The organism is Rhizobium ruizarguesonis (genome assembly GCF_012349115.1).
Taxonomy (GTDB): domain Bacteria; phylum Pseudomonadota; class Alphaproteobacteria; order Rhizobiales; family Rhizobiaceae; genus Rhizobium; species Rhizobium ruizarguesonis.
Genome location: NZ_PQIG01000001.1, coordinates 111,808 through 138,707 on the forward strand (window position 1 = coordinate 111,808; position 26,900 = coordinate 138,707).

The following is a 26,900-nucleotide window of genomic DNA, read 5'->3' on the forward strand; positions in this document are numbered from 1 at the left end:
GAGGAGGAAACATGACATTGCAGGATCCCATCGTCATCGTCGGTGCAGCGCGCACCCCGATCGGCAGCTTTCAGGGAGAGCTGAAGGAGGCGACAGCGCCGGAGCTCGGAGCAACGGCGATCCGCGCGGCGCTTGAGCGGAGCCGCGTCGAGGCCGAGGCGATCGAGGAGGTCGTCTTCGGCTGCGTACTGCCGGCGGGGCAGGGGCAGGCGCCGGCGCGCCAGGCGGCGATCCATGCCGGTCTGCCCTTCGCCACGGCGGCGAGCACCGTCAACAAGATGTGCGGCTCGGGCATGAAGGCGGTGATGATGGTGCATGACCTGATCGCCGCCGGCAGCGCTTCTGTAGCGGTTGCAGGTGGCATGGAAAGCATGACCAATACGCCCTATCTCCTTGACAAGGCCCGTGGCGGCTACAGGCTCGGCCATGGGCGTGTCGTGGATCATATGTTCCTCGACGGGCTGGAGGATGCTTATGACAAGGGGCGCTTGATGGGCAGCTTCGCGGAGGATTGCGCCGAGGCCTATCAGTTCACGCGCGAGGCGCAGGATAGCTACGCCATCACCTCGCTGACGCGGGCGCAGAAGGCGATCGCCGAAGGCTGTTTCGAAAGCGAGATCGTGCCGGTCACGGTAAAATCGAGCAAGGCCGAGCAGCTGGCGAGCCGCGATGAACAACCCGGCAAGGCGAAGCTCGACAAGATCCCGACGCTGAAGCCCGCCTTCCGCGAGGGCGGCACGGTGACTGCCGCCAATTCCAGCTCGATCTCCGATGGCGCGGCAGCCCTGGTGCTGATGCGCCGTTCCGAGGCGGAGCATCGCGGCCTGAAGCCGCTCGCCACCATCCTCGGCTATGCCACGCATTCACAGGCGCCCAATCTTTTCGCCACCGCACCGATCGGCGCGCTGCAGAAGCTGTCCGATCGCACCGGCTTGCCACTCTCGGAGGTCGATCTGTTCGAAATCAACGAGGCTTTCGCCGTCGTCGCCATGGCGGCGATGCGCGATCTCAACCTGCCGCATGAAAAAGTGAACGTGCATGGCGGCGCCTGCGCGCTCGGCCATCCGATCGGCGCGTCGGGGGCTCGCATCCTGGTGACGCTGCTTGCGGCGCTGGAGCGATACGACCTGAAGCGCGGCATGGCCGCGCTCTGCATCGGCGGCGGCGAGGCGACCGCCGTTGCCATCGAACGGCAATAGGAGAGGGAGAGAACAGATGATCCTTTCCGACCTCCAACAGCAGATCTCAGATCTCGCCCGCGACTTTGCCCGCGACCGGCTGGCCCCGGGGGCAGCCAAACGCGACCGGGAGCATCTCTTCCCGCGCGAGGAACTGAAGGAAATGGGCGAACTCGGGCTGCTCGGCATGCTGGTGCCGGAAGCCTATGGGGGATCGGATACCGGCGTGGTCGCCTATGCGGCGGCGCTGGAGGAAATTGCCGCGGGCGACGGGCCGTGTTCGACGATCATGAGCGTGCATAGCTCCGTCGGCTGTGTGCCGATCCTGAAATTCGGCACCGAGGAGCAGCGGCAGCGCTTCCTGCCGAAACTGGCCAGCGGCGAATGGATTGGCGGCTTTGCGCTGACCGAGCCGCAGGCCGGTTCCGATGCCTCCAACCTGAAGACCCGGGCGCGGCGTGATGGCGACCACTACGTGATCGACGGCTCCAAGCAATTCATCACTTCAGGAAAGAACGGCAATGTCATCATCGTCTTTGCCGTTACCGATCCCGATGTCGGAAAGAAGGGCATCACCGCCTTCATCGTGCAGACGGATACGCCGGGCTACGAGGTGATCCGCGTCGAGGAAAAACTTGGACTGCATTCCTCCGATACCTGCCAGATCGCCTTCAACAGCATGCGCATTCCGGCAGAACTCAGGCTCGGCGCGGAAGGCGAGGGCTATCGCATCGCGCTCGCCAATCTCGAGGGCGGACGGATCGGCATCGCGGCGCAGGCCGTCGGCATGGCACGGGCGGCCTTCGAGGCGGCGCGCGACTACGCCAGGGAGCGCACGGCCTTCGGCAAGCCGATCTTTGAGCACCAGGCCGTTGCCTTCCGCCTTGCCGATATGGCGGTGCGGATCGAAGCGGCGCGGCAGCTTGTCTTTCATGCCGCCTCCCTCAGGGAGGCCGGGCTGCCCTGCCTGTCGGAAGCTTCGATGGCGAAGCTCTTTGCCTCCGAGATGGCCGAGCGCGTCTGCTCCGACGCGATCCAGATCCATGGAGGTTATGGCTACATGGCTGACTATCCGGTCGAGCGCATCTACCGCGATGTGCGCATCTGCCAGATCTATGAAGGAACGAGCGACGTGCAGCGCATGGTGATCGCCCGCAATCTATAAGAACCACATCCGGCCCTGCTTCCGGAGGGGGGAGCAAGGCCGCCAAAGGGAGGAAAGAAAAAGCATGGTGGATTCCGCTCGGTTGAGCCTGCATGTTCCCGAACCCGCCGTTCGTCCCGGCGGTCAGCCCGATTTTTCCAACGTCAAGATTGCCAAGGCCGGCTCCGTGCCGCGGCCGGAGGTGGATGTCGCATCCGAAGATATCCGCGACCTCGCCTATTCCATCATCCGTGTTTTGAATCGCGAGGGCGAGGCGGTCGGTCCCTGGGCAGGGTCGCTCTCCAATGAGGAGTTGCTGACCGGGCTTCGCAACATGATGAAGCTGCGCGCCTTCGACGCCCGCATGCTGATGGCGCAGCGGCAGGGCAAGACCTCCTTCTACATGCAGCATCTCGGCGAAGAGGCCGTCAGTTGCGCCTTTCGCAAGGCGCTCGAGAAGGGAGACATGAATTTCCCGACCTATCGCCAGGCAGGGCTGCTGATTGCCGACGACTATCCGATGGTCGAGATGATGAACCAGATCTACTCGAACGAGAGCGATCCTCTGCGCGGCCGGCAATTGCCGATCATGTATTCCTCCAAGGAACACGGCTTCTTCACCATCTCGGGCAATCTCGCCACCCAATATGTGCAGGCTGTCGGCTGGGCGATGGCCTCGGCGATCAAGAACGACAGCCGCATTGCCGCCGCCTGGATCGGCGACGGATCGACGGCGGAATCGGATTTCCACTCGGCGCTCGTTTTCGCCTCGACCTACAAGGCGCCTGTTATTCTCAACATCGTCAACAATCAGTGGGCGATCTCGACCTTCCAGGGCATCGCCCGCGGCGGTTCCGGCACTTTCGCGGCGAGGGGCCTTGGCTTCGGCATTCCGGCGCTGCGTGTCGACGGAAACGACTATCTCGCCGTCCATGCCGTCGCCCGCTGGGCGGCCGAACGCGCGCGGCGCAATCTCGGCCCGACGCTGATCGAATATGTGACCTATCGCGTCGGCGCGCATTCGACTTCCGACGATCCGAGCGCCTATCGGCCCAAGACGGAATCGGAGGCCTGGCCGCTCGGCGACCCCGTGCTGCGGCTGAAGAAACATCTGATCGTCAAGGGCGCATGGTCGGAGGAACGGCATGTGCAGGCCGAAGCCGAAATCATGGACGAGGTGATCGAGGCGCAGCGCCAGGCAGAGGCGCATGGCACGCTGCATGCCGGGGGCAGGCCTTCGGTGCGCGACATTTTCGAGGGCGTCTATGCCGAGATGCCGCCGCATATCCGCCGCCAGCGACAGAAGGCGGGGTACTGACATGGCCAGAATGACGATGATCGAGGCCGTGCGCAGCGCCATGGACGTCTCGATGGCACGTGACGACAATGTCGTCGTTTTCGGCGAGGATGTCGGTTATTTCGGCGGCGTCTTTCGCAGCACACAGGGCCTGCAGGCAAAATACGGCAGAACACGCTGCTTCGATACGCCAATCAGCGAGTCCGGCATCGTCGGTACGGCGATCGGCATGGCGGCCTATGGGCTGAAACCCTGTGTCGAAATCCAGTTCGCCGATTACATGTATCCGGCCTATGACCAGCTGACCCAGGAGGCGGCGCGCATTCGCTACCGTTCCAACGGCGATTTCACCTGCCCGATCGTCGTGCGCATGCCGACAGGCGGCGGTATCTTCGGCGGCCAGACGCACAGCCAGAGCCCGGAGGCGCTTTTTACCCATGTCTGCGGGCTGAAGGTGATCGTGCCTTCCAATCCCTATGACGCCAAAGGCTTGCTGATCGCGGCGATCGAGGATCCCGATCCGGTCATGTTCCTGGAGCCGAAGCGCCTCTATAACGGCCCCTTCGACGGCCATCACGAGCGGCCGGTGACGCCCTGGTCGAAACACGAACTCGGAGAGGTGCCCGATGGCCACTACACCATCCCGATCGGCAAGGCCGAGGTGCGGCGCGCGGGATCGGCGGTGACGGTGGTTGCCTACGGCACGATGGTACATGTGGCGCTTGCCGCGGCCGAAGATGCCGGCATCGATGCCGAGGTGATCGATTTGAGAAGCCTGCTGCCGCTCGATCTCGATACGATCGTCAAATCGGTCTCGAAGACGGGACGCTGCGTCGTCGTGCATGAGGCAACCTTGACATCCGGCTTCGGCGCCGAGGTCGCAGCACTGGTGCAGGAGCATTGCTTCTATCATCTCGAAGCGCCGGTGGTGCGCGTGGCCGGCTGGGACACGCCCTATCCGCATGCGCAGGAGTGGGACTATTTCCCCGGTCCCGGCCGTGTCGGGCGGGCGCTTGCCGAAGTCATGGAGGCCTGAGCCATGGGCGAATTCATCATCAAGATGCCCGATGTCGGGGAGGGGGTCGCCGAGGCCGAGATCGTAGAATGGCATGTGAAGACCGGAGATCCCGTCCGCGAGGACATGGTGATCGCTGCCGTCATGACCGACAAGGCCACGGTGGAAATTCCGTCTCCCGTCAATGGCACAGTCACCTGGCTTGCCGGCGAGGTCGGAGACCGTATCGCGGTCAAGGCTCCGCTGGTGCGGATCGAGACGGCGGGAGATGTCGGCGAGGCCCAGTCTGTTGGGATTTCGCAGACGCCGATTACTGAGGCGACCAGGGCCGAGATTGCAAAACCTGCTCCGGCAGCACCAACTCCTGCGGCGATACCAGTGCCTGCGGCGCCGCCGCCGGCCGAAAAGCCGCTTGCCGCTCCCTCGGTGCGACTCTTCGCCAGGGAAAGCGGTGTCGATCTCAGGCAGGTGCAGGCGACCGGACCGGCCGGGCGTATCCTGCGCGAGGATATCGAGCAATTCCTAAGCCAGGGGACCGCGCCTGCAACGGCAAAGAACGGCTTTGCCAGGAAGACGGCGACCGAGGAGATCAAGCTGACTGGCCTGCGCCGCCGCATTGCCGAGAAGATGGTGCTTTCCGCCTCGCGCATCCCCCACATCACCTATGTGGAGGAAGTGGATATGTCCGCGCTCGAGGAGTTGCGCGCCACCATGAACGGCGATCGCAGGCCTGATCATCCGAAGCTGACGGTTCTGCCCTTCCTGATGCGGGCGTTGGTCAAGGCCATCTCCGAGCAGCCTGACGTCAACGCCACTTTCGACGACGATGCCGGCATCATCACGCGCTATAGTGCCGTGCATGTCGGCATCGCCACGCAGACGCCGGCCGGTCTGACCGTTCCGGTCGTGCGGCATGCCGAAGCCCGCGGCATCTGGGATTGCGCCGCCGAGATGAACCGGCTGGCGGAAGCGGCGCGATCGGGTACTGCGACACGTGATGAGCTGTCCGGCTCCACCATCACCATCAGTTCGCTCGGCGCGCTCGGCGGCATCGTCTCGACACCCATCATCAATCATCCCGAGGTGGCGATCATTGGCGTCAACAAGATCGCCACACGACCGGTCTGGGACGGCGCGCAGTTCGTGCCGCGCAAGATGATGAACCTCTCCTCCAGCTTCGATCACCGCATCATCGACGGCTGGGATGCGGCAAACTTCGTGCAACGCATCCGCACGCTCATCGAAACGCCTGCGCTCATTTTTATCGAAGGCTGAGATCCATGAAAGAGATCGTCTGCAAGCTCCTCGTCATCGGCGCCGGTCCGGGCGGTTATGTCTGCGCCATTCGCGCCGGGCAGCTCGGCATCGATACCGTCATCGTCGAGGCCGGCAAGCCGGGTGGCACCTGCCTGACGGTCGGCTGCATTCCCTCCAAGGCGCTGATCCATGCGGCCGAGGAATTCGATGCGACGCAAAAGATGCTTGCCGGCAAAAACCCGATGGGCATCCGCGTCGAAGGCGCGTCGATCGATCTCGGCAGGACGATTGCCTGGAAGGACGGGATCGTCGGCCGCTTGACGAGCGGTGTTTCGGGGCTGCTGCAAAAGGCGCGCGTCAAGATCGTCCACGGCCGGGCCCACTTCCGCGACGGCAAGACGGTGGAGGTAGAGACGGAAACCGGCCAGCAGATCATCCGCGCCGAGACCGTGGTGATCGCCACCGGTTCGGATCCGGTGGAGCTTGCGAACCTGCCTTTCGGCGGCCGCGTGATTTCCTCGACAGAGGCGCTGTCGCTGACGCAGCTGCCGAAAAAACTCGTCGTGATCGGCGGCGGTTATATCGGGCTGGAGCTCGGGACCGCCTTTGCCAAGATGGGGTCCGATGTGACGGTTGTCGAGGCGACGCCGCAGGTGCTGCCGCAATATGATGCCGAACTGGTGCGGCCTGTCATGCGCAAGCTGACTGAAGGCGGTATCCGGCTGTTGACAGGTGCGAAGGCGATCGGCCTTGCCGACAATGGCGAGGCTCTGATCGTCGAAACGGCTGATGGCCGGCGTGAGACCCTGCCGGCCGACCGTATCCTCGTCACCGTCGGTCGCCGCCCAAGAACCGCAGGATCCGGTCTCGAAGAGCTCGATCTCGATCGTGCCGGGCCTTATCTGAGGATCGACGACCGTTGCCGCACCTCGATGCGCGGCATCTATGCGATCGGCGATGTGACCGGCGAGCCGATGCTTGCCCATCGGGCCATGGCGCAAGGCGAGATGGTGGCGGAAATCATCGCCGGGAAGAAGCGCGCCTGGGACAAGCGATGCATCCCCGCCATCTGCTTCACCGACCCGGAGATCGTCAGCGCCGGCCTGTCGGCTGTGGACGCGAGGGCGCAAGGCTATGAAATCCGCATCGGCCAGTTTCCGTTCAGCGCCAACGGACGGGCAATGACGATGCTGTCCGAAGAAGGCTTCGTGCGCGTTGTGGCCCGTGCCGACACCAATCTCGTGCTTGGCCTGCAGGCGGTTGGAGCCGGGGTCTCCGAGCTTTCGGCGGCTTTTGCGCTGGCCATCGAGATGGGTGCACGTCTGGAAGACATCGCCGGCACCATCCACGCGCATCCGACCCGCAGCGAAGCGGTCATGGAGGCGGCGCTGAAAGCTTTGGGAAGCGCTCTGCATATCTGAGCCGAAGCCTGGGACCGTGGCCATCCGAACGGTGAGGCGCTCCGGGATGATAGCAGCGCCTCTCTTTCCGGCTTCCTTGCCAGTCGCAGCAAGGAAGTCTGTGTGGCAATGGCGAGTTGCCATCAGCGGCGGATATCGATGGCTTGGCGTGGCATTTTCTCGGCGTTTTGCAGGCGGCAATGAACCTGCCACAGGCAGGCGCGAGCGGCCGCGTGCTGCGGCGCGTCATCGACCTCGGGATGTCGGCATGGCCGCTGAAATAGCAGATGCGGGGAATGCACGGGAACGAGCTTCGTGACAGATCATAGCGGTTTCAGGAAGCAGGCTTCTGGGAATCTGCGTCTTGATAACGGTCATGAGAAATTGGCTCGTTTCACCTCTCAATTTACTGGGTGGGCCAAGAGTTCTTATCCCATCAAGAGCACCAAACAGGCGGGACCCCGGCTGAGCCGAGCGCTTGACAACGATTGCTTCGAGTCTTTCTCGCAACACCTAAGCGGGAACTGTAATCTTGGACGGATTTGGCTGGATTAGAGCGATTCAGTTGCGGTATCCGTAGGACTGCGAAGCGATTTGCGCGAGCGGGACTGCTAGAGACAGCACGTCCGCATCTCCTAAAGCAGGACCTTGATGAACGCGGATATGATAGCCGCCTGGGCGGTGGAAAATGGATTCCATGCGATCGATTCGGGGAATTATCGTCGCCATGACAATGCAGGCGTGATCACGATCGAGATAAAGAGGATGTCATTCCTCCTCATCGATGAGAGGCAAGGATTGCGACCGCGTCTCATATCGCGGTTGTTCAAAGACATATCCCTCACAAGCGGGAGCGGCCGCTTGCAGGGTCTTCTTCGTGATCGCAATCCCGATCATTGAGCGCTCACGCTATCCCCCAGCCCAGCCAATTCAGGTGGCGGATCATGGCTGACGCCGATGAGCACCGTCGCAAACGTTCAACACGTTCAGTATTTCTTCTTGCGAACGATCTTGTTGCCGCGGGGTCCGCTCACGACCGGTGTTCGGTCGCGGTTTTCGGCAAGCAGGTTCCGCCAGCGTTCCAGGCGATCGGCGTCCAGGGTACCGCTTGCGACAGCTGCCTGGACCGCGCACCCAGGTTCATGGGCATGGGTGCAATCGCGAAAGCGGCAAAGCGGCGCCAATTCGGTTATTTCAGCAAAGAGGGTGTCTATACCGTCGGCAACATCGCTCACGTAAAGCGTTCTTATTCCCGGCGTATCGATGACCCAGCCGCCGCCTGAAATTGCATGCAGGGACCGCGCCGTGGTTGTGTGTCGGCCCTGCGCGTCATATTCGCGGATGGTGCCTGTCTTTTGCTTTGCGTCAGATTCAGGCCCGGTCATGGTGTTCACCAGCGTTGATTTTCCGACACCAGAAGATCCCACCAACGCAACCGTCTGGCCAACGCCGCACCAGGGCCTCAACAGGGAAACGGCGTCCGCGGAGCGCCCATTCAAGGCAATGACAGGCAGATCGCGCTGCAAAGCTTCGGCTTGCGCCTGGTATATGCCTGCATCTTCCGCGGTGTCGGCCTTCGTCAGCACAATCACCGGATTGCTCCCGGCCTGGTTGGCCATGATCAGGTAACGTTCCAGCCGACCAAGGTTAAAATCGGCATTGCACGAAGTCACGATCAACAGGGTGTCGACGTTGGCGGCAACAAGTTGCTGGCCACGCCCGCCTTCCGGGCGTCGTTGAAAGACGCTTTTTCGGTCGAGACGTCTGATAAGCATGTCAGTCAGTGCATCGGCAAGAACCCAGTCGCCGACCGCGTAGTCACCAGTACTGGTACTGGATGGAAATTCCAGCCCGACCGGCCCGGTGACATCGATTGCCTCGATGCGCGCCCGGTGAACTGAAGCGATGCGTCGGGGGATCAAGTCCGCTTCGCTGGGCTGGACCTGGTCCGCGAAGAATTCAGACCACCCAAGCAGTTCCAGCGGTGAAGGAAGTTGGGAGCTGGTCAAATCTTGTTCCACTTTCAGTAAGGCTGCCATAAAGGGTTTTTGAATGATCTTCGGCGGCGTTTCGCCTAGCTGCGTGGATGATCCCGTTTTGGCAACGAGGTTGCGTAAGCAGCAGCTTCGCCGGGGTAGGGGAAATCGTCCCCGAGCTGACGGTCGCCATCGTAGACTTTGAAGCTAGGCCCTTCAACTTCAACGATCTTATAGCCATTCACGTATTCGATCTTCGGTGTTTTCCAGCCCATCAAAAGCTCTCCAGTCCGGTCCGAGGGTTTGTCTCTGAACATGGTGCCAAGACCTCATACCCAGCGGTCTATGACCTATCAGGTGCTTCACGATTAGCCAACGTCGGTTCGATCCCGTTCAAGACCGACAGGCACATAGCTGTAATTCTGAGCCGAAGGTTAACCCATTATAGGCAAAGCTCTTCATACTGATTTCAAATGTAATTCGACGCCAGGCAGAGGTCACGGCCATCGCCGCTCGGCAACTTTCGAATCCGTAGCGGAATGATACCCAATGCGGAGAACGTCGCCGACCTGCGAGGAGTCCAGGCTTCGGAAGGGTCTTCAGCGGCCCGTCTCATCAATTATTAGCTTTTTCCCGCTTCTGTGCGTTTGAAGGCGTCTCGCCGGCGCGCAACCCTATAACTCATGCCCCGGAAGAGATCCCGATCGCCAGTCCGTCGCCACGTGGATCATGTGCGCCGGTCGCCATGCCGTCCTCGTCGATAACGATCACACCTGCCTGCCCTGCAAGCGGGCTCTGCGCCTCGATCGGTGACAGTGCGTGGCCTCGTGCGGCCAGTTCGGCAAGTACAGCTTCGCCGGCATCGCTTTCCAGCTTGAGGCTGTCACGGCTGTCGGAAAAGGTCTTGCCGAGAAGAAAGCGTGGACCGGCCAGCGCTGTTGCTGGTTCCTCGTCGAAGTCGATCAGCCGGGTCAGCAGCATTGCCAGCGTCTGCGGCTGGCCGTCGGCGCCCTGCGTGCCGTAGAGCAGCGCAGGCTTGCCGTTGCGCAGGCCGAGGCCGGGATTCAAAGTATAGAAAGGCCGTTTGCCGGGTGCGATGGCATTGACATGCTTGGGATCGGACGAAAAGGCCGCCCCGCGGTTCTGCCAGAGAATACCGGTATCGCCGACCACCACGCCGCTGCCCCAGTCGAAATAGGTGCTCTGCAAGACGCTGACGCTGCCGCCCTCTGCGTCGGTTGCGGCGAAGAACACGGTGTCGCCACTGCGAAAGGGCGCCGGCCATTCGAGCGCTCGTGCCGGATCAATGGTGGCTGCCGCCTGCGCAAGATGCTGCGTGCTCAGCCATTCCTCCACCGGCTGCGGCACGACATCGGGATCGGCAATGCTGGCGCGCTCGAGGAACGCGCGTTTGACGGCTTCGACGCAGAGATGGAGATGATCGGCGCTGCCGGCCTTTTGGCTGGCAAGATCGAAATGGGCGAGAATGCCCATGATCGCCAGTGTCGACAGACCCTGTGTCGGCGGCGGCGGCGCAAGCAGCTCGAAGCCGCGATACGAGAGGCTGACGGGTGGCACTTCGCGCGTTCGGGTTGCCTTGAGATCGTCGCTGGTCAGCGGAGAGCCCACGGCCTGCAGGCCCGCCGCAATCCTCGTGCCGAGTTCGCCTTCGTAGAATGAACGCGGCCCATCACGGGCAATCAGTAAAAGCGATAGCGCCAAATTCTCCTGCCGGAACAGGCTGCCCGTTTTCGGCGCCGCGCCATCCGGCATGAAAAGTGCGGCAAAACCCGGCCAGCCGGCTGCCTCCGCCTGCCTGAAGGCAAGCCAGAAGCTCTGCGAGCGCGTAACAGGAAATCCCTCTTCGGCATGACGGATCGCATCGGCTAGCAAGACTGGGAAATCGATCTTTCCGCGCCAGTGCCGTGCGGAATAGTCATGGGCGTGCCGCCAGGCATCGACGGCGCAGGCCGAGGTGAGCGCCGAAAGCGGTCCGCGCAGCGGAATGCTGCCATTGAAATCCGGCAATTTGCGCCCCGCTTGCCCGATGCCGAGAAAACATGTTTTCCGCCCGCTGCGATCGGCAACGATCCAGACGGAATCGCCGCCAAGACCGCAGAAATGCGGGAAGACGACGGCAATCGTGCTGCCGATGGCGATCGCAGCCTCAAGCGCATTGCCGCCGGCTCGCAGGATCGCCGCACCTGCCTCGCTCGCCAGCGCATGCGGGCTTGTTATCATGCCGCCGCGCCCGGCTGCCTGTCTTGTGGAATCCCGTTCTGCCGGTGTCGTCACGCTATCAAATCCCACTCGGTCTATGGCCTGTAAAGCGCACGATAGGTCCGATAACCCCGATCATAAACCGCTGCATTGTCGGGATTGGGGAGGATTCTGTCACCTTGGCCGACAAAGGCCGTCACGCCGGACCAATCCTCGGTCAATCCCGCACCGATCGCCGCGGCCCAGGCGACACCGAGGCAGGAGCCGGGATGGCCGGTGAGACCCTGCAGTGGCTGCTGCAGCACGTCGGAAACGATCTGCATCCAGATACGGCTCTGCGATCCTCCGTCGGAAACGATGAAACGCGTTGTCGGATGGCCTATGTCGTTCAGCACGTCGATATGATGGCGCAGTGCATAGGCGTAGGCTTCCAGCATCGCCCGCCAGAGATGGCCGATATGATGCGACAGCGTCAGCCCGTCGATCAGGCCGCGCGCACCGGCATCATGGATCGGCGTCTTCTCGCCGAGGAAGTAAGGCAGGATCGTCAGCCCGTCCGCGCCGGGCGCGCATGCCGCCGCCAGCCGATCGAGATAGTGGTGCGCGGATATTCCCTCCGCCTTTGCCGCGATCTCCTCGCGTCCGGCGAAGGTGCTGATGAACCAGTTGAGCCCCGAGCCGCCGGTCGACATGCAGCCGTTCGGCATATAGAGCCCCGGAACCAGATGATAATCGAGAAACATGCGAGGATCGGGCCGCACGACATCCGTTGCCGTCAGGATATCGACGGCACCCCCGAATTTCAGCAGCACGTCGCCCGCCTTGTTGATCCCTGCGCCGAAGGCCGAGGCGATCATGTCGGCTGCCCCGCCGATAACAGGCGTTCCGGGCGCGAGTCCCGTCGCCTTGGCGGCCTCGTTGGTCACATGGCCAAGCACCTCATGCGAAGCGGCCTTCCTGGGAATGGCGTCCCGCCGCACTCTGGCAAGCCCGATCAGTTCGTCATCGAGCCTGTCGGTATTGATATCGACGAAGCCCGCTTCCAGCGCCCAGTTCTGCTCGATAGCCTTTTCGCCGGTCAGCTTCCAGTTGATAAAATCATAGGAGCCCAACACAGTGGCAATGCGCTCGAAAACAGCGGGCTCATGCCGGGCCGATCCAGCGCAGCTTCGCCGTCACCAACTGCTGATTGATGCCGTTTCCCGCCCTGGCGAGAAAATCCGCTTCGTTCCATTCGGCCCTAAGTTCCTCGACCTCCTTGCCGCAGCGCCCGTCGCTTTGCTGGATGCTCGGCCTCAGCACGTCGCAGGCGTCATCAAGCAGCACGACGGCCGGCAGCATGCCGGTCACGCCGACGGCCGAGATTTGCCTAGCCTCGATCCCGCTCGTTGCAATCAGTTCGCTGGTGATCTCACAGACATTCGACCACCATTGCGCCGGGTCTTCCTCGGCCCAGCCGTGCTGCGGTGAATGAAGCGTCGACGGCCGTGAGGTGAGGCCGAGCACGCGGTTCGGCAGTTCGATCAAGATGCCGATGGTGGAGGTGGTGCCGATATCGAGGCCGAGCGTGATGGACATGGCGGTTCCTCTCGTTCAGCGCAGCGCCTCGACGATCTCCATGAAGCGCTTTACCCGGTCGCCGTCGACCGGGTTCCAGGTATTGCCGTCCACCTTGAAATGCGTGCCGATGATGACGCCGCTGGCAACGCTCAATATGTCGCGCACATTGTCCTTGTTGACGCCGGTATTGGCAAAGACGGGGACATCCTTGACCGTCTCGCAAACGCGCCTGAGGTCCGATTGATCGACCGCCTGTCCGGTCAGCGGCCCCGACACCAGGATGGCGTCGGCGAGCGACGAGAACACGGCGCTCTTCGCCCTGAGTTCGATCGGTCGCTGGTCCAGCGAATGGGCAAATTCCGCGTTGATGTTGAAGAGCATCTTCATCTCTTCGCGGCCGAGGCTATGTCGCAGCCGTGCCGCCTTGGCGCAATCCGGCTGCCAGATGCCCATGTCGGAGGCGAAGACGCCGGTGAAGATCTCGCGAACGAAGCTCGCGCCCGTCACCGCGCCGATCGCAACGCTTGCCGACGGATCCCAGAGATAGTTGACGCCGAACGGCACGGTCAGATGCGGCTTCACCCGCTCGACGATCGACGTCATTGCCGCCAGCCCTTCCGGCGGCGCCTGGAAGACGTAGGGCCGGTCGTTCTCATTGCCGAACATGATGGCGTCGACGCCGCCCGCCTGCAGCTTCTCGATGTCGGAAAGCACGTCGTCGACGAGCTTGTTCACACCGGCGGCGGCGTCATAGGCGGGCGAGCCGGGCAGGGCTCCGATATGCGCCATCGCGATGACCGCCTTCTTCTTGACGCCAAAAAAGTCGAAGACCATGCGGGAACTCCCTGAAGCGAAATCGAGTGGAACAGTCATCCGCCGGGGGACGGATGCGGGAAAGGGCAAATCAAAGCAGCGGCTGCTCCTCGGGCGCGATGCGCACATCGACGCCAGCGGCGGCGAGCGCATCGGCGAGATCGGCCGGCGGCATGGCATCGGTGATCAGCATGTCGAATTGCTGCAGCGGCGCGATATGCACCAGCGACATACGCTTGAACTTGGTGGAATCGCAAAGCACCACCTTCTGCGTGGCGCGGCGCAGATAGACCCGCTTCATGTCGGTGTCCTCGAAGGAATAGTCGTAAATTCCCTGCGCCGTAATCCCGGACACGCCAACGAAGGCGATGTCGAACCAGAGTTCCTCGAATTGCGAAACAGCCGATTGGCTGCTGATCGCCATCTCCTCGCCACGCATGCGCCCGCCAGGCAGGTAGACCTCGCCAAAGCCGGTGCCGAGCTGCATGGCGTTGCGCACGCCGTTGGTGAAGATCTTCGTATGCGGCTGGTTGAGCAGCAGGCCGGACAGCAGATAGGTCGTGGTGCCGACGTCGAGTGCCAGGGTGCGTGCTCCGGCGGCAACGCCTGCCGCTGCCATCGCGATGGCCCGCTTCGCGGCGGCATTGCGCGTCAGCCGGGATTCGAAAGTCGGCTCCTCGCGGTCGACAGCCTCGTTGGCGATCGGCTCGAAGGCCTTGCCGCTGCGCACCGCGCCGCCATGGGTGCGCACCAGCCTGCCATCCTTTTCGAGTTCGATCAGGTCGCGGCGGACGGTCATTTCGGAAACGGCAAGCTGGGAGGCGACATCGCTGACGGAGACCGCGCCTTTGCGGGCCAGTGTCTCCAGGATGCGCGCATGCCGCACCTGGGCCAGAACCTTCGGTTTTTCCGCTGCGGCGACCATCTGCTGTTCCGCGTCCATGATACCGTTCTCATCCTCCCGCCGTCGCAACTCGTGGCTACTATTGTCTGATTGTTGCTCCCTATGTATCGAATGACTCGAACAAATTCAAACATAAATTTTTCTTGTTGTGTATGATTTTGTTGTTATATGATCGGTGATGTTTCCAGTCGATGAGGGCGAACATGCAGTCTCCGAGCTTTCCAGAACTATCCGGCAAGCGTGCGATCGTAACCGGCGGGGCGACTGGGATAGGGCGCGCGATCGCGACCTCGCTCTCCCGCCAGTCGATTCAGGTGGCGATCTGCGACATCAACCTGGCGGCCGCCGAACAGACGGCGGCCGAGATCGGCAACGGCGCCACTGCCTATGCGATCGACGTTCGCAAGCGCGCCTCCGTCGAGGCGACCTTTTCCGAGGTGGTCGAGAGGACAGGCGGTTACGAGATCCTCTGCGCCAATGCCGGCGTCTCCACGATGCAGCATGCGCTGGAACTGACCGACGAGGAATGGGACTATAATTTCGACGTCAACATTCGCGGCATCTTCCTGACCAACCAGATTGCCGCCCGGCACTTTACGAGCACCGGCACCGGCGTCATCGTCAACACCGCCTCGCTCGCCGCAAAGATCGGCGCACCGTTGCTGGCTCATTATTCCGCCAGCAAGTTTGCTGTGCTCGGCTGGACGCAGGCGCTCGCCCGCGAGCTCGCAGCTTCAGGCATTCGCGTCAACGCCGTCTGCCCCGGTTTCGTCAAGACCGGCATGCAGGAACGCGAGATCGCCTGGGAAGCGAGCCTGCGCGGCGTCACGCCCGAACGCGTCGTTGCGGATTATATCGCCCAGACGCCGCTCGGCCGGCTGGAAACGCCTGAAGACGTGGCCGACGTCGTCGTTTTCCTCTGCTCGAATTCGGCCCGCTTCATGACCGGGCAGGGCGTCAACGTCACCGGCGGCGTCTACACGACCTGACCCGTCCAGGACCTGCAACAGGCCTCCCCGTTCAGCAAGGAAAGAGCATGGCTGAAATCGTCTTCGACCAGATCAGCAAGAGCTATGGCGATGGCTATGCGGCGATCCGCAATCTGGACATGACCATCCGCGACAGCGAATTCCTGGTCCTCGTCGGCCCCTCCGGCTGCGGCAAGTCGACGGCGCTGCGTATGATCGCCGGCCTGGAGGAGATCACCGATGGCCGCCTGACGATCAACGGCGCCATCGTCAACGACCTTGCCCCGCGCGATCGCGATATTGCCATGGTCTTCCAGTCCTACGCGCTTTACCCGCATCTGACGGTGGCCGAGAATATCGGCTTCGGCCTTCGCGTCCGCGGCCTCGACAAGGCCGACATCGCCCGCAAGGTGCAGGAGACGGCAAAGCTCCTGGAGCTCGAGGACTATCTCGCCCGCAAGCCCGCCCAGCTCTCCGGCGGCCAGCGCCAGCGCGTCGCCATGGGCCGGGCGCTCGCCCGCAGCCCTCAGGCCTTCCTGATGGACGAGCCGCTTTCCAACCTCGATGCTCGCCTGCGCGGCCAGATGCGCGCCGAAATCGCCCGCATGCAGAAGATGTCGGGCATCACCACGGTCTATGTCACCCACGACCAGGTCGAAGCCATGACCATGGGTGATCGCGTCGCCGTCATGAAGAGTGGCGTCCTGCAGCAGCTCGGCACGCCGCGCAGCCTCTATGATCAGCCGGCCAATCTGTTCGTCGCAAGCTTCATGGGCTCGCCGGCGATGAACCTGCTGGCGACCGATCTCTTCGCGACGGAGAACGGCCCCGAGGCTCGCTTCGGCCAGGCCTCCATCCTTTTCTCGGGCGAGGTGCTCGCCGAGCGGCCGCGCATCGCCGCCGCCGCCGGGTGTGCCGTTGTGCTCGGCATCCGACCGGAAGCATTCCAGCCGGTCGACGCAGGCGGTCTCACTGGAACCGTTGCCTTCGTCGAGGATCTTGGCGCCAACCTGCTCGTTCACGTCGATGTCGAGGCTGCCGACCGGTTGAAGTCGCTTTCGGCCGAAGAGGACGATGTGACGCTGTCCGCCCCGCGCCTGCGCGTCATCATCGACGCTACCCGCCGCGTCAAGATCGGCGAGCGCCTGTCACTTGCCGCCGATCCCGCCCGCATCCACGTCTTCGATGCCGCCACCGAGGCGGCCATTCGCGCCTGACGTTGTGTCTCTTTAGTGAATGCCCTTCGTCAGGCCCTGCACGAAATAACGGTTGAGGAAAAGCACGATCAGTACGATCGGGATCGTCGAAAAATGCGCCAGCGCGCCGAGCGTGCCCCAGGTGATGTCCTTCGTTCCATAGGCTGAAAGCAGCGCCACCGAGATCGGCTTGGAATCGAGCCGGGTGAGAAACATCGGGTAGAGGAAGTCGTTCCAGGAAAACATCAGGCAGAACAGCGTGGAGGCGACGACGCCTGAGCGCACCGCTGGCAGCGCCACGCGCCAGAAGGAGCCGAAAAGCGTGCAGCCATCTGTCAGCGCTGCCTCTTCCAGCTCCTTCGGCAGGCTGCGGAAATAGGAAAACATCATCCAGGTGACGAAGGCCGAATTCAGCATCGCGTTGATGAGCACGACGGAGATCCAGCTGCCGAGCAGCCCGATATCGCGCATCATCAGATAGAAGGGGATCAGCGCCGCCACCGCCGGCACCATGCGGATCGCCATGAAGAAATAGGCAACGGCAATGGCATAGCGGCTGGTCGAGCGTGCCAGCGCATAGCCTGCCGGCACGCCGAGAAGCAGCGACAGGATCACCGAACCGCCCGCGATCAGCAGGCTTGACGATACGAGGCTCCAGACGTCGAACAGGCGGAAGACCGTCGCGAACTGCTCGAGGGTTGGTGTAAAAGTCAGTTTTGGCGGGATCGAGAAGATGTCGCGCGACGGCTTGTAGGCGGTCGATGCCAGCCACAGGAAGGGCAGCAGGAAAAAGGCGAGCATGACAAGGATGAAGGCGCGCTCGCCGATGCGGCTCAAGGTGCGTGTGCTCATCGCCCGTTCGCCTTTCTGTCCGCCTTGCGGATCAACAGGATGAAGCCTGCCGCGATTACGGCGATGCAGATCAGTGTCAGGTTGGAGATCGCCGAGGCGCGGCCGATATTGAAGAATTCCAGACCCTGTTTCACCGCATGCAGCATCAGCGTGTTGGTCGCGTTGCCCGGCCCGCCGCCCGTCGTCACGTAAACGCTATCGAAGATGCGGAAGGCATCGATGGTGCGCAGCGTCAGCGCCAGCAGGATCGAAGGCAGCATCAGGGGAATGACGATGATCCTCAGCCGCTGCAGCGCCGTTGCCCCGTCCACTTCCGATGCCTCGAGAATATCGCCCGGCAGCGCTTTCAGGCCAGCCAGCAGGATCAGCGCCACCAGCGGCGTCCATTCCCATATGTCCACGAAGATAAGGGTCGCCAGCGCCGAACTCGGATTGGCAAAAAGCCCACGCGGATCGGAAAGCCCGAACTCGGCGAGATAATAGCCGACAAGCCCGTAATCGGAGAGCAGCAGCGCCCGGAAGATCAGTCCGACCACCAGCGGCGTGATCGTCACCGGTATCAGGATCAGCGCGAGGCAGATCCGGTTGAAGCGGTCATCGCGCCAGAGCGCCAGCGCAATGGCAAAGCCGAGCAGCAGTTCGACAGTCACAGCGCCGACGGTGAAGATGACGGTATTGACGAAGGCCCCGCGTGTCACCGGGTCGGAGAGAAGGTCGATATAGTTGCCGAGGCCGACGAAATGCGTCCGCGCCGGCTTCAGCAGATTATATTCGTAGAGGCTGAACCAGATGCCCTGCGCCAGCGGCCAGACGCCGATGACGAGCACGTAGATGACGGCCGGCAGTGTCATCAGGATGAAGAACAACCGCCTGCGCTCGAGATAGGAAACGCTCAAGGCCGGGGAGGGCTTCAGCGCGGAAGTGAGGGATAGGGTCACGTCATGTCCATCGGGTTCCTGGTTCGATGCGCGTCCCGGGGATCGAGCCCGGGGCTCACCCGATCATGAAGCCCGAGGCGCATCGGATCAATGGTCTCGAAATGGCAGGGCCGCGACATAGGCCGCGGCCCCTGGGAGGAACCGTTTTGTTCTCAGAAGAGCTTTGCGGCGGCTTCCTGAGCTGCGTCGAGCGCCTTCTTGGGATCGGCATTGCCAACGAGCACGTCGTTGACGGCGGTGCCGAGCAGGTCCTGAATCTCTGGATATTGCGGGATGCGCGGACGATATTCGCCGTCACCATGCTCGAAGGTTTCGGCGATGACAGGCAGGAAGGGGAACTTCTTCAGCAGATCGGGATCGGTCATCTCGCTCTTGCGCAGGAAGCTGCCGGCGCCCATCATGTTGAATTCCTTGTGCACCGGCGGACTGAGCAGCCACTTGATGAAGGCCCAGGCGGCTTCCTTCTGCGTGTCCTTGATGCCGGCGTTGATCGCCATGCCCCAACCGCCGATCCCATAGACCTTCGGAAGGCCAGCGCCGCGGGGCGCCGTCGTGATCGCCACCTTGTCGACGATCTTGGAAATCGACGGATCATAATAGCCGGGCGCGCCGACCGACCATGTCTGCATGGTCGCGGCAATGCCCTGGCGGAAGCTTTCCTCGCGTCCGCCCCAGTCATAATTAACGGCGCCGGGAGGTGCCGCTTTCATGAAGAGGTCCTTATAGACGGTCAGGCTCTTGATATTAGCTTCGGAATTCAGCGCCGGCTTGCCGTCGGAGCCGAGGATCGAACCGCCCATCTCGGTATTGTACTGCATCCAATCCTGGGCGACCGCCGGGCCTTTCTGGCCGTTGGCGACGAAGCCGTAGATCTTCTTGCTGGGGTCGGTCAGCTTGTAGGCGGCCTCGACCATTTCCTCCATCGTCGTCGGCGCCTTCAGGCCGGCGGCGTCGAAGAGATCCTTGCGATAGGCAAGCACGTTGGCATAACCGGCAAAGGGAAAGGCGACCTGCTTGTCTCCCCAGTGGCCAAGCGCGTTGAGAAGCGTCGGATAGATGTCGTCGAGCTTCAGTTCGGCGGCGTCGCGCTTCATCCACTCGGTGAGATCGACGGTGTATTTGTTTTCGGCATATTGGCCCGCCCAGACGATGTCCATCGTCACCAGGTCATAGCCGCCGGTGCCGCCGACGAAATCGGTCGTGGTCTTGGTCAGCAGCGAGCCGTAATCGAGAATGTCGACCTTGACGTTGGCGCCCGTCTCCTCGGTGAACTTAGGGGCGATGGCAGCCAGAACAGCGGCGAACTGGTCGTTCTGCGAGGCAAGCGTGAGCGTGATGCCTTCATATTTCTTGTCGGCGCCGATGGCGGAGCCCACAAATGCGACCGAGACGAGGCCCGCGATCGCCAATTTCCGTGTGAGACTGTTGAGCGATTTCATATTTGCTCCCCTTTTTTGATTGGCTTGAGGCACTATACATCAAACAAAATCGCACTCAAGCGCACTTGACAAAAAAGCACAAACATTAAAAATCACAAATTAGAACATATTCGCGCAGAAATGTCCATATTTTGTGCGCGTTGCATAAAAAATAGCAGGGAGTTGATCATTCCCTGCGCGTCTATACTGTCCTGTCCACCGCGCACGAGCTGCACATTCATGAAGACCACGCCGGACGAGCGCCTGAGAGAGCTGGAACGTCGCGCCCATGATGAAATGGTGCGCATAGAAGCCCTCTGCGCCGACTGGCCGACGCTCGGCGATGAGGACCGCGACGACCTGCATTCCGTCGTGATCTGCGGTGCTGGCCTCTCCGGCCTGTCGATCGCCTTTGCCCTGAAGCGGCGCGGCATCAGGTCCGTTCATGTGATCGATCAGAGCGACGAGGGCCGCGAAGGCCCCTGGATCACCTGCGCCCGCATGCAGACCCTGCGTTCGCCGAAATATCTCTCAGGCCCGGATCTCGGCATCCCGAGCCTGACGCTGCGTTCCTGGTACGAGGCGCTGAATGGCGCCGACGCCTGGGAAGCGCTCGACAAGATCAGCCGCCAGGACTGGATGGCCTATCTCGTCTGGTTTCGAAGGACCGTCGGTATCGACGTCGAAAATAGCACGACGCTTTCCTCGATCAGTCAGACGGAAGGCGGACTTGCTCTCACGCTGTCAAAGGCTGACGGCACCAGCCGCAGGATCACCTGCCGCCAGCTGGTGATGGCGACCGGCATCGACGGCTGCGGCGGCCCGCGCATACCCACGATGGTCAAGGCGCTGCCGAAATCCACCTGGACGCATAGCAACGAACCGATAGCGATCGATTTCCTAAAGGGCAGGGATGTCGCGATCCTTGGCGGCGGCACGTCGAGCTTCGACTGGGCGGTGGCGGCGCTCGAAACCGGCGCCCGAGAGGTGACGATGTTTGCGCGAAGTGCCGATCTGCCGCGCACCGAGGTTCTCGCCTGGACAAACTTTCCCGGCTTCCTCGGCCATTTCGCCGACCTGCCGGATCTGGAGCGCTGGCGCTTCGCCCACCTCTACTTCAATTTCAAGGTGCCGCCGACCCAGGAGCAATATGACCGGGCTTGTAGCCACCCTGGTTTCACCATGCAGCTCGGTTGTGGTGTCCGTGAACTCTCGATGGACGGCGGCAAGGTCAAGCTGACGACCGCAAACGGCACTTATCATGCCGATCATCTCCTGCTCGGCACCGGTTACGAGATTAATTTCGCACTCAGGCCCGAGCTTGCCGGCCTCGTCGAGGCCGCAGCGCTTTGGAAGGATTGTTTCCAGCCGCCACAGGGAGAGGAGAATGCCTTGCTTGCCGGCTATCCCTATCTCGGCCCCGGTTTCGAACTCACGCCCAGATATGCCGAAGCCGGCTGGGTTTCACGCATCCATATGTTCAATACCGGCGCGCTGGCGAGCCTTGGCCCGATCAGCAATGGCGTCACCGGGCTCAAATACGGCGTGCCGCGCATCGTCGGCGCGCTGGTGAAAGCGCTGTTCATCGACGATTCCAACCGGTATCTTGCAGCATTGGCCGCCTATGACGAACCGCATTTCGATCCCGGCATAGACGAGGACGTCATGACACCAAGGGAGGTTTTGGCATGAGACAGGCTGCCGCCGTTCAATTTTCGGGATTGGAGACCATCCTTTTGCGGGCCCGCGAGGATAGCGTCGAATTTCCCTATCTGCTGGCCAACCACGTTCCGATGGTGCTGATCGCGCTCGATCGCCTCGGCGCCTCGCCGGAACGGCTGGAACAATGGTACGAGCAGTATCGCGAGGGCCATGCACTTCCCCCAATGCCGCCACCGGTTGCCCCGATCATCAGGGCAGCCTGGACCGAGGCGCTCGGCGATCGCACGCGTGAGGCGGATTACCGTGCCTTCTTCATTGCCGAAACCCGCCGGCTCGGCATCGATGCCGTGATCCGCACCTATCTGCCCGCCATGGTGAACGGCCTTGCGGGCAGCGCCACGCATCCGCTGATGCGCCTTGCCTATGCTGTGCTCAAGAAGGACGACCAGGAGGTCGGCACTGCGCTCGGCTATTGGGCGGCGTGCTATCTGCCGCTGCCATCCGCGACCGGTGCCGCGCCCGATACGGACGATCCAGGAAAGATCCTTGCCGATGTCGGCACTATCGAAGGCATCCGAGATTATGAGCCGGAAACCGATCTGCTCTGGCATAATATCCGCGCCGTCGCCGCGCTTCCGGGCTTCCGCCCCGTTATCGACCGCCTTGCCTTCAAGGCCGATACACCGCGCCGTATGGCCACGACCTCGCTTGCCCTCTTTGCCGGAACCATGGATTTCTCCGCACTCCATTCCCTCACCGGTATGCACTGGCTGCGCCTCGTCTCTCCGCACCTCGAAAATGCCGAGCCTTTCTACCGCGCCTTCTGGCAGGTGATCGCCTCGCTGGTGCCGAAGATCGGTTTTCCAGCACTCCCCACCGCCGAGGCGCTGGAAGAAATGCGCAGACGACAGGCGCCCGCCTGGGCGGAGATCAAGCGCGCCGCGATTGCTTCGGACGATGAACACGATGTCAGCCTGGTTTTTTCCGCCCTGCAGGAGGAAGAGGTGTGGAAGGATCCGCTCTATCGCGTTGTCGCGGCGCGCCGGGTCGGGCTGATTGCGTAGCGGATGATGGAAGAATTGATGACGCCGAGCCTCGTAGTCGAAAACGCCAGGACCGAAGCCGGTGAGATCGTCTCGCTTATTCTGAACAACGATCGGATCGCCGCGATCGGCCTAAATGCGGCCGCAGGCATCGACCCAGCAGTGCCGCGTTTCGATGCTGCCGGCGGCCTGCTCTGCCTTCCCTTCGTCGATGGCCATATTCATCTCGATAAGACTTTGATCGGCCTGCCCTTCATAGCGCATATTCCGGGCGATACGGTCGCCAAGCGCATCGAGGCGGAAAAATCCCTGCGGCGCACGGTGGCGCTACCGGTCGAAGCCCGCGGCGGCGCCCTGCTGGAGAAGCTTGCAGCCTACGGCACGCTTTCCGTTCGCAGCCACGTCGACATCGATACCGAAGTCGGCCTGAAAGGCCTCGAGGCCGTGCTCTCGCTGAAGCAGAGCCATGGTCATCTCGTCGATATCCAGACCGTTGCCTTCCCGCAATCCGGCGTGCTGCGCAATCCCGGCACGGCCGGGCTGCTCGATGCGGCGATTGCCGCCGGCGCCGATCTCGTCGGCGGCCTCGATCCCGCCGGCATCGACAACGATGTGACCGGCCATCTCGATGCGATCTTTTCCGTCGCCGGCAAATACGGTGTCGGGCTCGATATCCATCTGCATGACGGCGGTGCACTCGGCGCCTTCGAACTTCGCCAGATCGCCGATCGCGCGGCAGCACTCGGCCTCGAAGGCAAGGTGGTCGTCAGCCACGCTTTCTGCCTCGGCGAGTTGGACGATGCCGAATTCGGCCGCACTGCCGCGGCCCTCGCCGGATCGGGCGTGGCGATCATGACCAGCGCGCCAGGAGCCGTGCCGATGCCACCGGTCAAGCGGCTTGCCGCCGCCGGCGTCCGGCTCTTCTGCGCCAACGACAATATCCGCGACGCCTGGTCGCCTTTCGGCAATGGCGACATGCTGGAGCGTGTCGGCATCCTCTGCGATCGCCAGGATTTCCGTTCGGATGAGGATTTGGCGGCGGCCTTCCGCCTGGCGACGCAGGCGCCGGCCGAAATCCTCGGCCGCCCCGTCGGCCCGCTCCAGGCCGGCTCGCGTGCTGATTTTATTATTTTGCCCGCCGCGTCGCTGGCAGAAGCCGTCGCTGCCCGTCCCCTCGATCGCATCGTCTTTCGCGGCGGCACTATTATCGCCCGCGGGGGCCGGCTCGACGTCTGATTTTTCCATCAATGTATGGCGCATGGGAGCACCGCAGATGAAGGGCCGACTTTGGATCCAATCGCCGCTCGCCATCATGGCTGAGGGCGCCGAGGGCGGCATCGTCATCGAGAATGGCCGCATCGTCGAGCTGGTTGCGGCTGGACGGCAGCCTGCGAGCCCCGTCGATGCACGCTTCGACGCTGGCCGGCATGTCGTCATTCCCGGTCTCGTCAACACCCATCACCATATGTTCCAGACGCTGACACGCGCCCATCCGGCTGCGATCAACAAGTCGCTCTGGCCATGGATCCGCGCGCTCTATCCGATCTGGGCAAGACACATGACGCCGGAGGCCTTCCGTCTTGCCGTCCGTCTCGCGCTGACCGAGCTCCTCCTTTCCGGTTGCACCACCACCTCCGACCACCACTATCTCTATGCCGCCGGCCTCGAAGACGCGATGGATGTCGAGGCCGAGGAGGCGGCTCGCCTCGGCATGCGCATCACGCTGACGCGGGGCAGTCTCAATATCAAGGACCAGCAAGGCGTGATTTCGCCGGCCAATGTCGTGCAGGACGACGACGTGATCCTTGCCGACAGCGAGCGTGTGCTCCGGCGTTATCATGACCGCTCCGAAGGGGCGATGACGCAGGTGGCGCTCGCGCCCTGCGCGCCCTTCGACGTCACGCTGGAACTGATGCGCGAAACCGCGGCGCTGGCGGAACGCTACGATTGCCGGCTCCACACCCATCTGGTCGAGACCAGAGCGGAAGCAGAATTCTGCCGCAGCAAATTCGCCTGCACGCCGGTGGAATATCTCGATCGCTGCAACTGGCTGAGTGCGCGCACCTGGCTCGCCCACGGCATTCATTTCGACGATGCCGAGATCGTCGAACTCGGCCGGCACGGCGTCGGCATCTGCCATTGCCCGACCTCGAACATGGTGCTTGCATCAGGCATGTGCCGCACCTGCGAGCTGGAAGCCGCAGGAGTGCCTGTCGGCCTTGGGGTCGACGGCTCAGCTTCCAACGACAATTCCAACCTGATGGAAAGCGTGCGCCATGCCTTGATGCTGAACCGGCTGACCTATGGCGCCGAAGCGGTTACCCATCTCGATGCGCTCCGCTGGGGAACCGCTGGGTCGGCAAGGCTGCTCGGTCGCGACGACATCGGGATCATCGCGCCGGGCCGCCAGGCAGATCTGGCCTTCTACAAGCTAGACGAATTGCGTTTCTCCGGTGCCGGTGATCCGCTGGCAGCCCTCGTGCTTTGCGGCGCCACCACGGCTGATCGCGTCATGATCGCAGGCGAATGGCGCGTCACCGACGGCATGCCGGATAGTGCCGATATCGAGGCGCTGATTGCCGATCACAACCGCGTCGCCCGCAATTTTCTTCTGTCGGTCTGAGGAGGCCCCATGGCGATCGATTTCGTCATCCGTAATGCCCGTATAGCCGGCTTGACCGAACCGACCGACATCGCCTTCGAGGCAGGCCGAATCGCGGCAATCGCACCTCGCTTCGTCTGCGACGCACCCCACCATGATGCCGGAGGGAAATTCGCCTGCGCCGGCCTGATCGAAACCCATATCCACCTCGACAAGGCCGGCATCATCAGCCGCTGCAATCTCTGCACCGGGACACTCACGGAGGCCGTCAGCGAGACCTCTAGGGCCAAGGCGGCCTTCACCGAAGAAGACGTCTATGCCCGTGCTGGCGCAGTCGTTGAAAAGGCGATCCTCCACGGTACCACCCGCCTGCGCACCTTCGTTGAGATCGACCCGCGCGCCGGCTTCCGCTCCTTCGAGGCGATCAGAAAATTGAAGGCCGACTATACCAGCCTCCTCGACATCGAAATCTGCGCCTTCGCCCAGGAGGGCCTGACGAACGACCCCGGCACTGAGGAGATGCTGGAACAGGCGATGAAAATGGGTGCCGATCTTGTGGGCGGCTGCCCCTACACCGATCCGGAGCCCGTCGAACACATCCGCCGCATCTTCGACCTCGCCATGCGCCACGACGTTGCTGTCGATTTCCACCTCGATTTCGACCTCGACCCCGCAGGCTCCAATCTCCCTGTCGTCATCGCCGAGACCGTCGCGCGCCGGTACCAGGGGCGCGTCTCCGTTGGCCATGTCACCAAGCTCTCTGCTTTGCCGCCGGAAGAACTGGAGCCGATCGGCCGCCGTCTTGCCGAGGCTGGCATCGCATTGACCGTGCTACCGGCTACCGATCTCTTCCTGACCGGCCGTGATTCGACCCATCTCGTCCCGCGCGGCGTGACACCCGCCCACCGCCTGGCAGCGCTCGGCGTCGTCACGACCATCTCCACCAACAATGTCCTGAATCCGTTCACGCCCTTCGGCGACGTCAACCTGATGCGCATGGCCAATCTTTACGCCAACATCGCCCAGATCGGCACCCCCGATGGCTTCGACGGTGTTTTCGCGATGATCACGACACAGGCTGCCACCCTCCTGGGAAGAAAGGCTTACGGCATTGCGATCGGCAGCGCGGCAGATATCGTCGTCTTCGACGCCCCCTCGGCTGCCGATGCCGTCGCGACAATCGCGCCCGCGAGCGCCGGGTGGAAAAATGGTCGTCGGAGCTTCCTTCGCCCGCGGCCGCAGCTTTTCCTGGACCCAGGCTAGGCACCGCATACGCTTCGCTCTAGGCGGATCGGTCTCCGCCAGCAGCTTCGGGCCGCACGCCGTCATCGTTTCAGGCAAGAGAATAGCGCTTGCGCGTATGGAGATGAGAATCCTTAGTTTTCTATTGGAAAGGCAGGGTCCGATCAGTACCCGTGAGCAACTCATTGAGGCTCAAATACGATGATCATTGATGT

The 26,900-nt window shown here is 62.5% G+C and carries 22 protein-coding genes and 1 pseudogene; 14 read left to right on the forward strand and 9 right to left on the reverse strand.

The features are described from left to right. The first annotated feature begins 11 nt into the window (after positions 1-11). The 7 genes from C3Y91_RS00535 to C3Y91_RS00565 all read left to right on the forward strand — a co-directional run bounded on the left by C3Y91_RS00535 (position 12) and on the right by C3Y91_RS00565 (position 8,191). The gene (locus tag C3Y91_RS00535; RefSeq protein WP_027688873.1) at positions 12-1,199 is read left to right on the forward strand and encodes an acetyl-CoA C-acyltransferase; all 1,188 of its coding nucleotides are present in this window, start codon (positions 12-14) and stop codon (positions 1,197-1,199) included. 16 nt (positions 1,200-1,215) lie between these two features. Further along, complete coding sequence (locus C3Y91_RS00540; RefSeq protein ID WP_027688872.1) at positions 1,216-2,343, forward strand: acyl-CoA dehydrogenase family protein; 1,128 nt, start codon at positions 1,216-1,218, stop codon at positions 2,341-2,343. Positions 2,344-2,407: 64 nt separating this feature from the next. After that, positions 2,408-3,640, forward strand: a complete 1,233-nt coding sequence (locus C3Y91_RS00545) for a 3-methyl-2-oxobutanoate dehydrogenase (2-methylpropanoyl-transferring) subunit alpha (protein WP_027688871.1) — start codon at positions 2,408-2,410, stop codon at positions 3,638-3,640. 1 nt (position 3,641) lies between these two features. Continuing rightward, positions 3,642-4,655 carry an alpha-ketoacid dehydrogenase subunit beta gene (locus tag C3Y91_RS00550; protein WP_018071836.1) on the forward strand — a complete coding sequence of 338 codons (1,014 nt, stop codon included), beginning with the start codon at positions 3,642-3,644 and terminating at the stop codon, positions 4,653-4,655. 3 nt (positions 4,656-4,658) lie between these two features. Beyond that, positions 4,659-5,909 (forward strand): dihydrolipoamide acetyltransferase family protein, encoded by a 1,251-nt coding sequence (locus C3Y91_RS00555; RefSeq protein WP_027688870.1) that lies wholly within the window; start codon positions 4,659-4,661, stop codon positions 5,907-5,909. Positions 5,910-5,914: 5 nt separating this feature from the next. Beyond that, positions 5,915-7,312 (forward strand): dihydrolipoyl dehydrogenase, encoded by a 1,398-nt coding sequence (gene lpdA / locus C3Y91_RS00560; RefSeq protein ID WP_027688869.1) that lies wholly within the window; start codon positions 5,915-5,917, stop codon positions 7,310-7,312. Between the two features lie 630 nt (positions 7,313-7,942). Beyond that, positions 7,943-8,191 (forward strand): hypothetical protein, encoded by a 249-nt coding sequence (locus C3Y91_RS00565; RefSeq protein WP_027688868.1) that lies wholly within the window; start codon positions 7,943-7,945, stop codon positions 8,189-8,191. A gap of 86 nt (positions 8,192-8,277) precedes the next feature. Here C3Y91_RS00565 and rsgA read toward each other — a convergent pair whose 3' ends face one another. The 6 genes and pseudogenes from rsgA to C3Y91_RS00595 all read right to left on the reverse strand — a co-directional run bounded on the left by rsgA (position 8,278) and on the right by C3Y91_RS00595 (position 14,803). After that, complete coding sequence (gene rsgA / locus C3Y91_RS00570; RefSeq protein WP_027688867.1) at positions 8,278-9,330, reverse strand: ribosome small subunit-dependent GTPase A; 1,053 nt, start codon at positions 9,328-9,330, stop codon at positions 8,278-8,280. Positions 9,331-9,365: 35 nt separating this feature from the next. Then, positions 9,366-9,542: a hypothetical protein gene (locus C3Y91_RS00575; RefSeq protein ID WP_018071841.1), complete on the reverse strand. Its 177-nt coding sequence runs from the start codon at positions 9,540-9,542 to the stop codon at positions 9,366-9,368. A gap of 406 nt (positions 9,543-9,948) precedes the next feature. After that, positions 9,949-11,508, reverse strand: a complete 1,560-nt coding sequence (locus tag C3Y91_RS00580) for a gamma-glutamyltransferase family protein (RefSeq protein ID WP_168574899.1) — start codon at positions 11,506-11,508, stop codon at positions 9,949-9,951. A gap of 74 nt (positions 11,509-11,582) precedes the next feature. Then, positions 11,583-13,065, reverse strand: a pseudogene (locus C3Y91_RS00585) (FGGY-family carbohydrate kinase). Positions 13,066-13,080: 15 nt separating this feature from the next. Further along, positions 13,081-13,881 carry a BtpA/SgcQ family protein gene (locus C3Y91_RS00590; RefSeq protein ID WP_024322524.1) on the reverse strand — a complete coding sequence of 267 codons (801 nt, stop codon included), beginning with the start codon at positions 13,879-13,881 and terminating at the stop codon, positions 13,081-13,083. A 70-nt stretch (positions 13,882-13,951) separates the two neighbouring features. After that, positions 13,952-14,803, reverse strand: coding sequence for a DeoR/GlpR family DNA-binding transcription regulator (locus C3Y91_RS00595; protein WP_024322523.1), 852 nt, complete (start codon positions 14,801-14,803; stop codon positions 13,952-13,954). Between the two features lie 164 nt (positions 14,804-14,967). Between C3Y91_RS00595 and C3Y91_RS00600 the strand changes: the two genes are divergently transcribed. Together C3Y91_RS00600 and C3Y91_RS00605 are read left to right on the forward strand one after the other, a co-directional pair. Continuing rightward, positions 14,968-15,753: an SDR family NAD(P)-dependent oxidoreductase gene (locus C3Y91_RS00600; protein ID WP_024322522.1), complete on the forward strand. Its 786-nt coding sequence runs from the start codon at positions 14,968-14,970 to the stop codon at positions 15,751-15,753. Positions 15,754-15,800: 47 nt separating this feature from the next. Beyond that, on the forward strand, positions 15,801-16,949 hold the full coding sequence (locus tag C3Y91_RS00605) for an ABC transporter ATP-binding protein (protein WP_027688864.1): 1,149 nt from the start codon (positions 15,801-15,803) through the stop codon (positions 16,947-16,949). 12 nt (positions 16,950-16,961) lie between these two features. Here the strand turns inward: C3Y91_RS00605 and C3Y91_RS00610 are convergent, their stop codons facing one another. The 3 genes from C3Y91_RS00610 to C3Y91_RS00620 form a co-directional block, all read right to left on the reverse strand. After that, a complete protein-coding gene (locus C3Y91_RS00610) occupies positions 16,962-17,780 on the reverse strand; it encodes a carbohydrate ABC transporter permease (protein WP_027688863.1) in 819 nt (272 codons plus the stop codon). After that, a complete protein-coding gene (locus C3Y91_RS00615) occupies positions 17,777-18,718 on the reverse strand; it encodes a carbohydrate ABC transporter permease (protein WP_024322519.1) in 942 nt (313 codons plus the stop codon). Before C3Y91_RS00615 ends, C3Y91_RS00610 begins: the two co-directional genes overlap by 4 nt. Positions 18,719-18,870: 152 nt before the next feature. Then, on the reverse strand, positions 18,871-20,157 hold the full coding sequence (locus C3Y91_RS00620; RefSeq protein ID WP_168574872.1) for an ABC transporter substrate-binding protein: 1,287 nt from the start codon (positions 20,155-20,157) through the stop codon (positions 18,871-18,873). Between the two features lie 219 nt (positions 20,158-20,376). On the opposite strand from C3Y91_RS00620, the gene C3Y91_RS00625 reads away from it, so the two are divergent. From C3Y91_RS00625 to C3Y91_RS00645, 5 genes are read left to right on the forward strand one after another with little or no spacing between them, the layout of a single operon-like run. Further along, positions 20,377-21,828, forward strand: a complete 1,452-nt coding sequence (locus C3Y91_RS00625) for an NAD(P)-binding domain-containing protein (protein ID WP_168574873.1) — start codon at positions 20,377-20,379, stop codon at positions 21,826-21,828. Continuing rightward, complete coding sequence (locus C3Y91_RS00630; protein WP_027688861.1) at positions 21,825-22,862, forward strand: questin oxidase family protein; 1,038 nt, start codon at positions 21,825-21,827, stop codon at positions 22,860-22,862. Before C3Y91_RS00625 ends, C3Y91_RS00630 begins: the two co-directional genes overlap by 4 nt. Positions 22,863-22,880: 18 nt before the next feature. After that, positions 22,881-24,077 (forward strand): amidohydrolase, encoded by a 1,197-nt coding sequence (locus C3Y91_RS00635; protein WP_130663045.1) that lies wholly within the window; start codon positions 22,881-22,883, stop codon positions 24,075-24,077. 37 nt (positions 24,078-24,114) lie between these two features. Continuing rightward, positions 24,115-25,464, forward strand: a complete 1,350-nt coding sequence (locus C3Y91_RS00640) for an 8-oxoguanine deaminase (protein WP_027688860.1) — start codon at positions 24,115-24,117, stop codon at positions 25,462-25,464. A 9-nt stretch (positions 25,465-25,473) separates the two neighbouring features. Next, positions 25,474-26,706, forward strand: a complete 1,233-nt coding sequence (locus C3Y91_RS00645; RefSeq protein ID WP_027688859.1) for an amidohydrolase family protein — start codon at positions 25,474-25,476, stop codon at positions 26,704-26,706. The last annotated feature ends 194 nt before the right edge of the window (positions 26,707-26,900 follow it).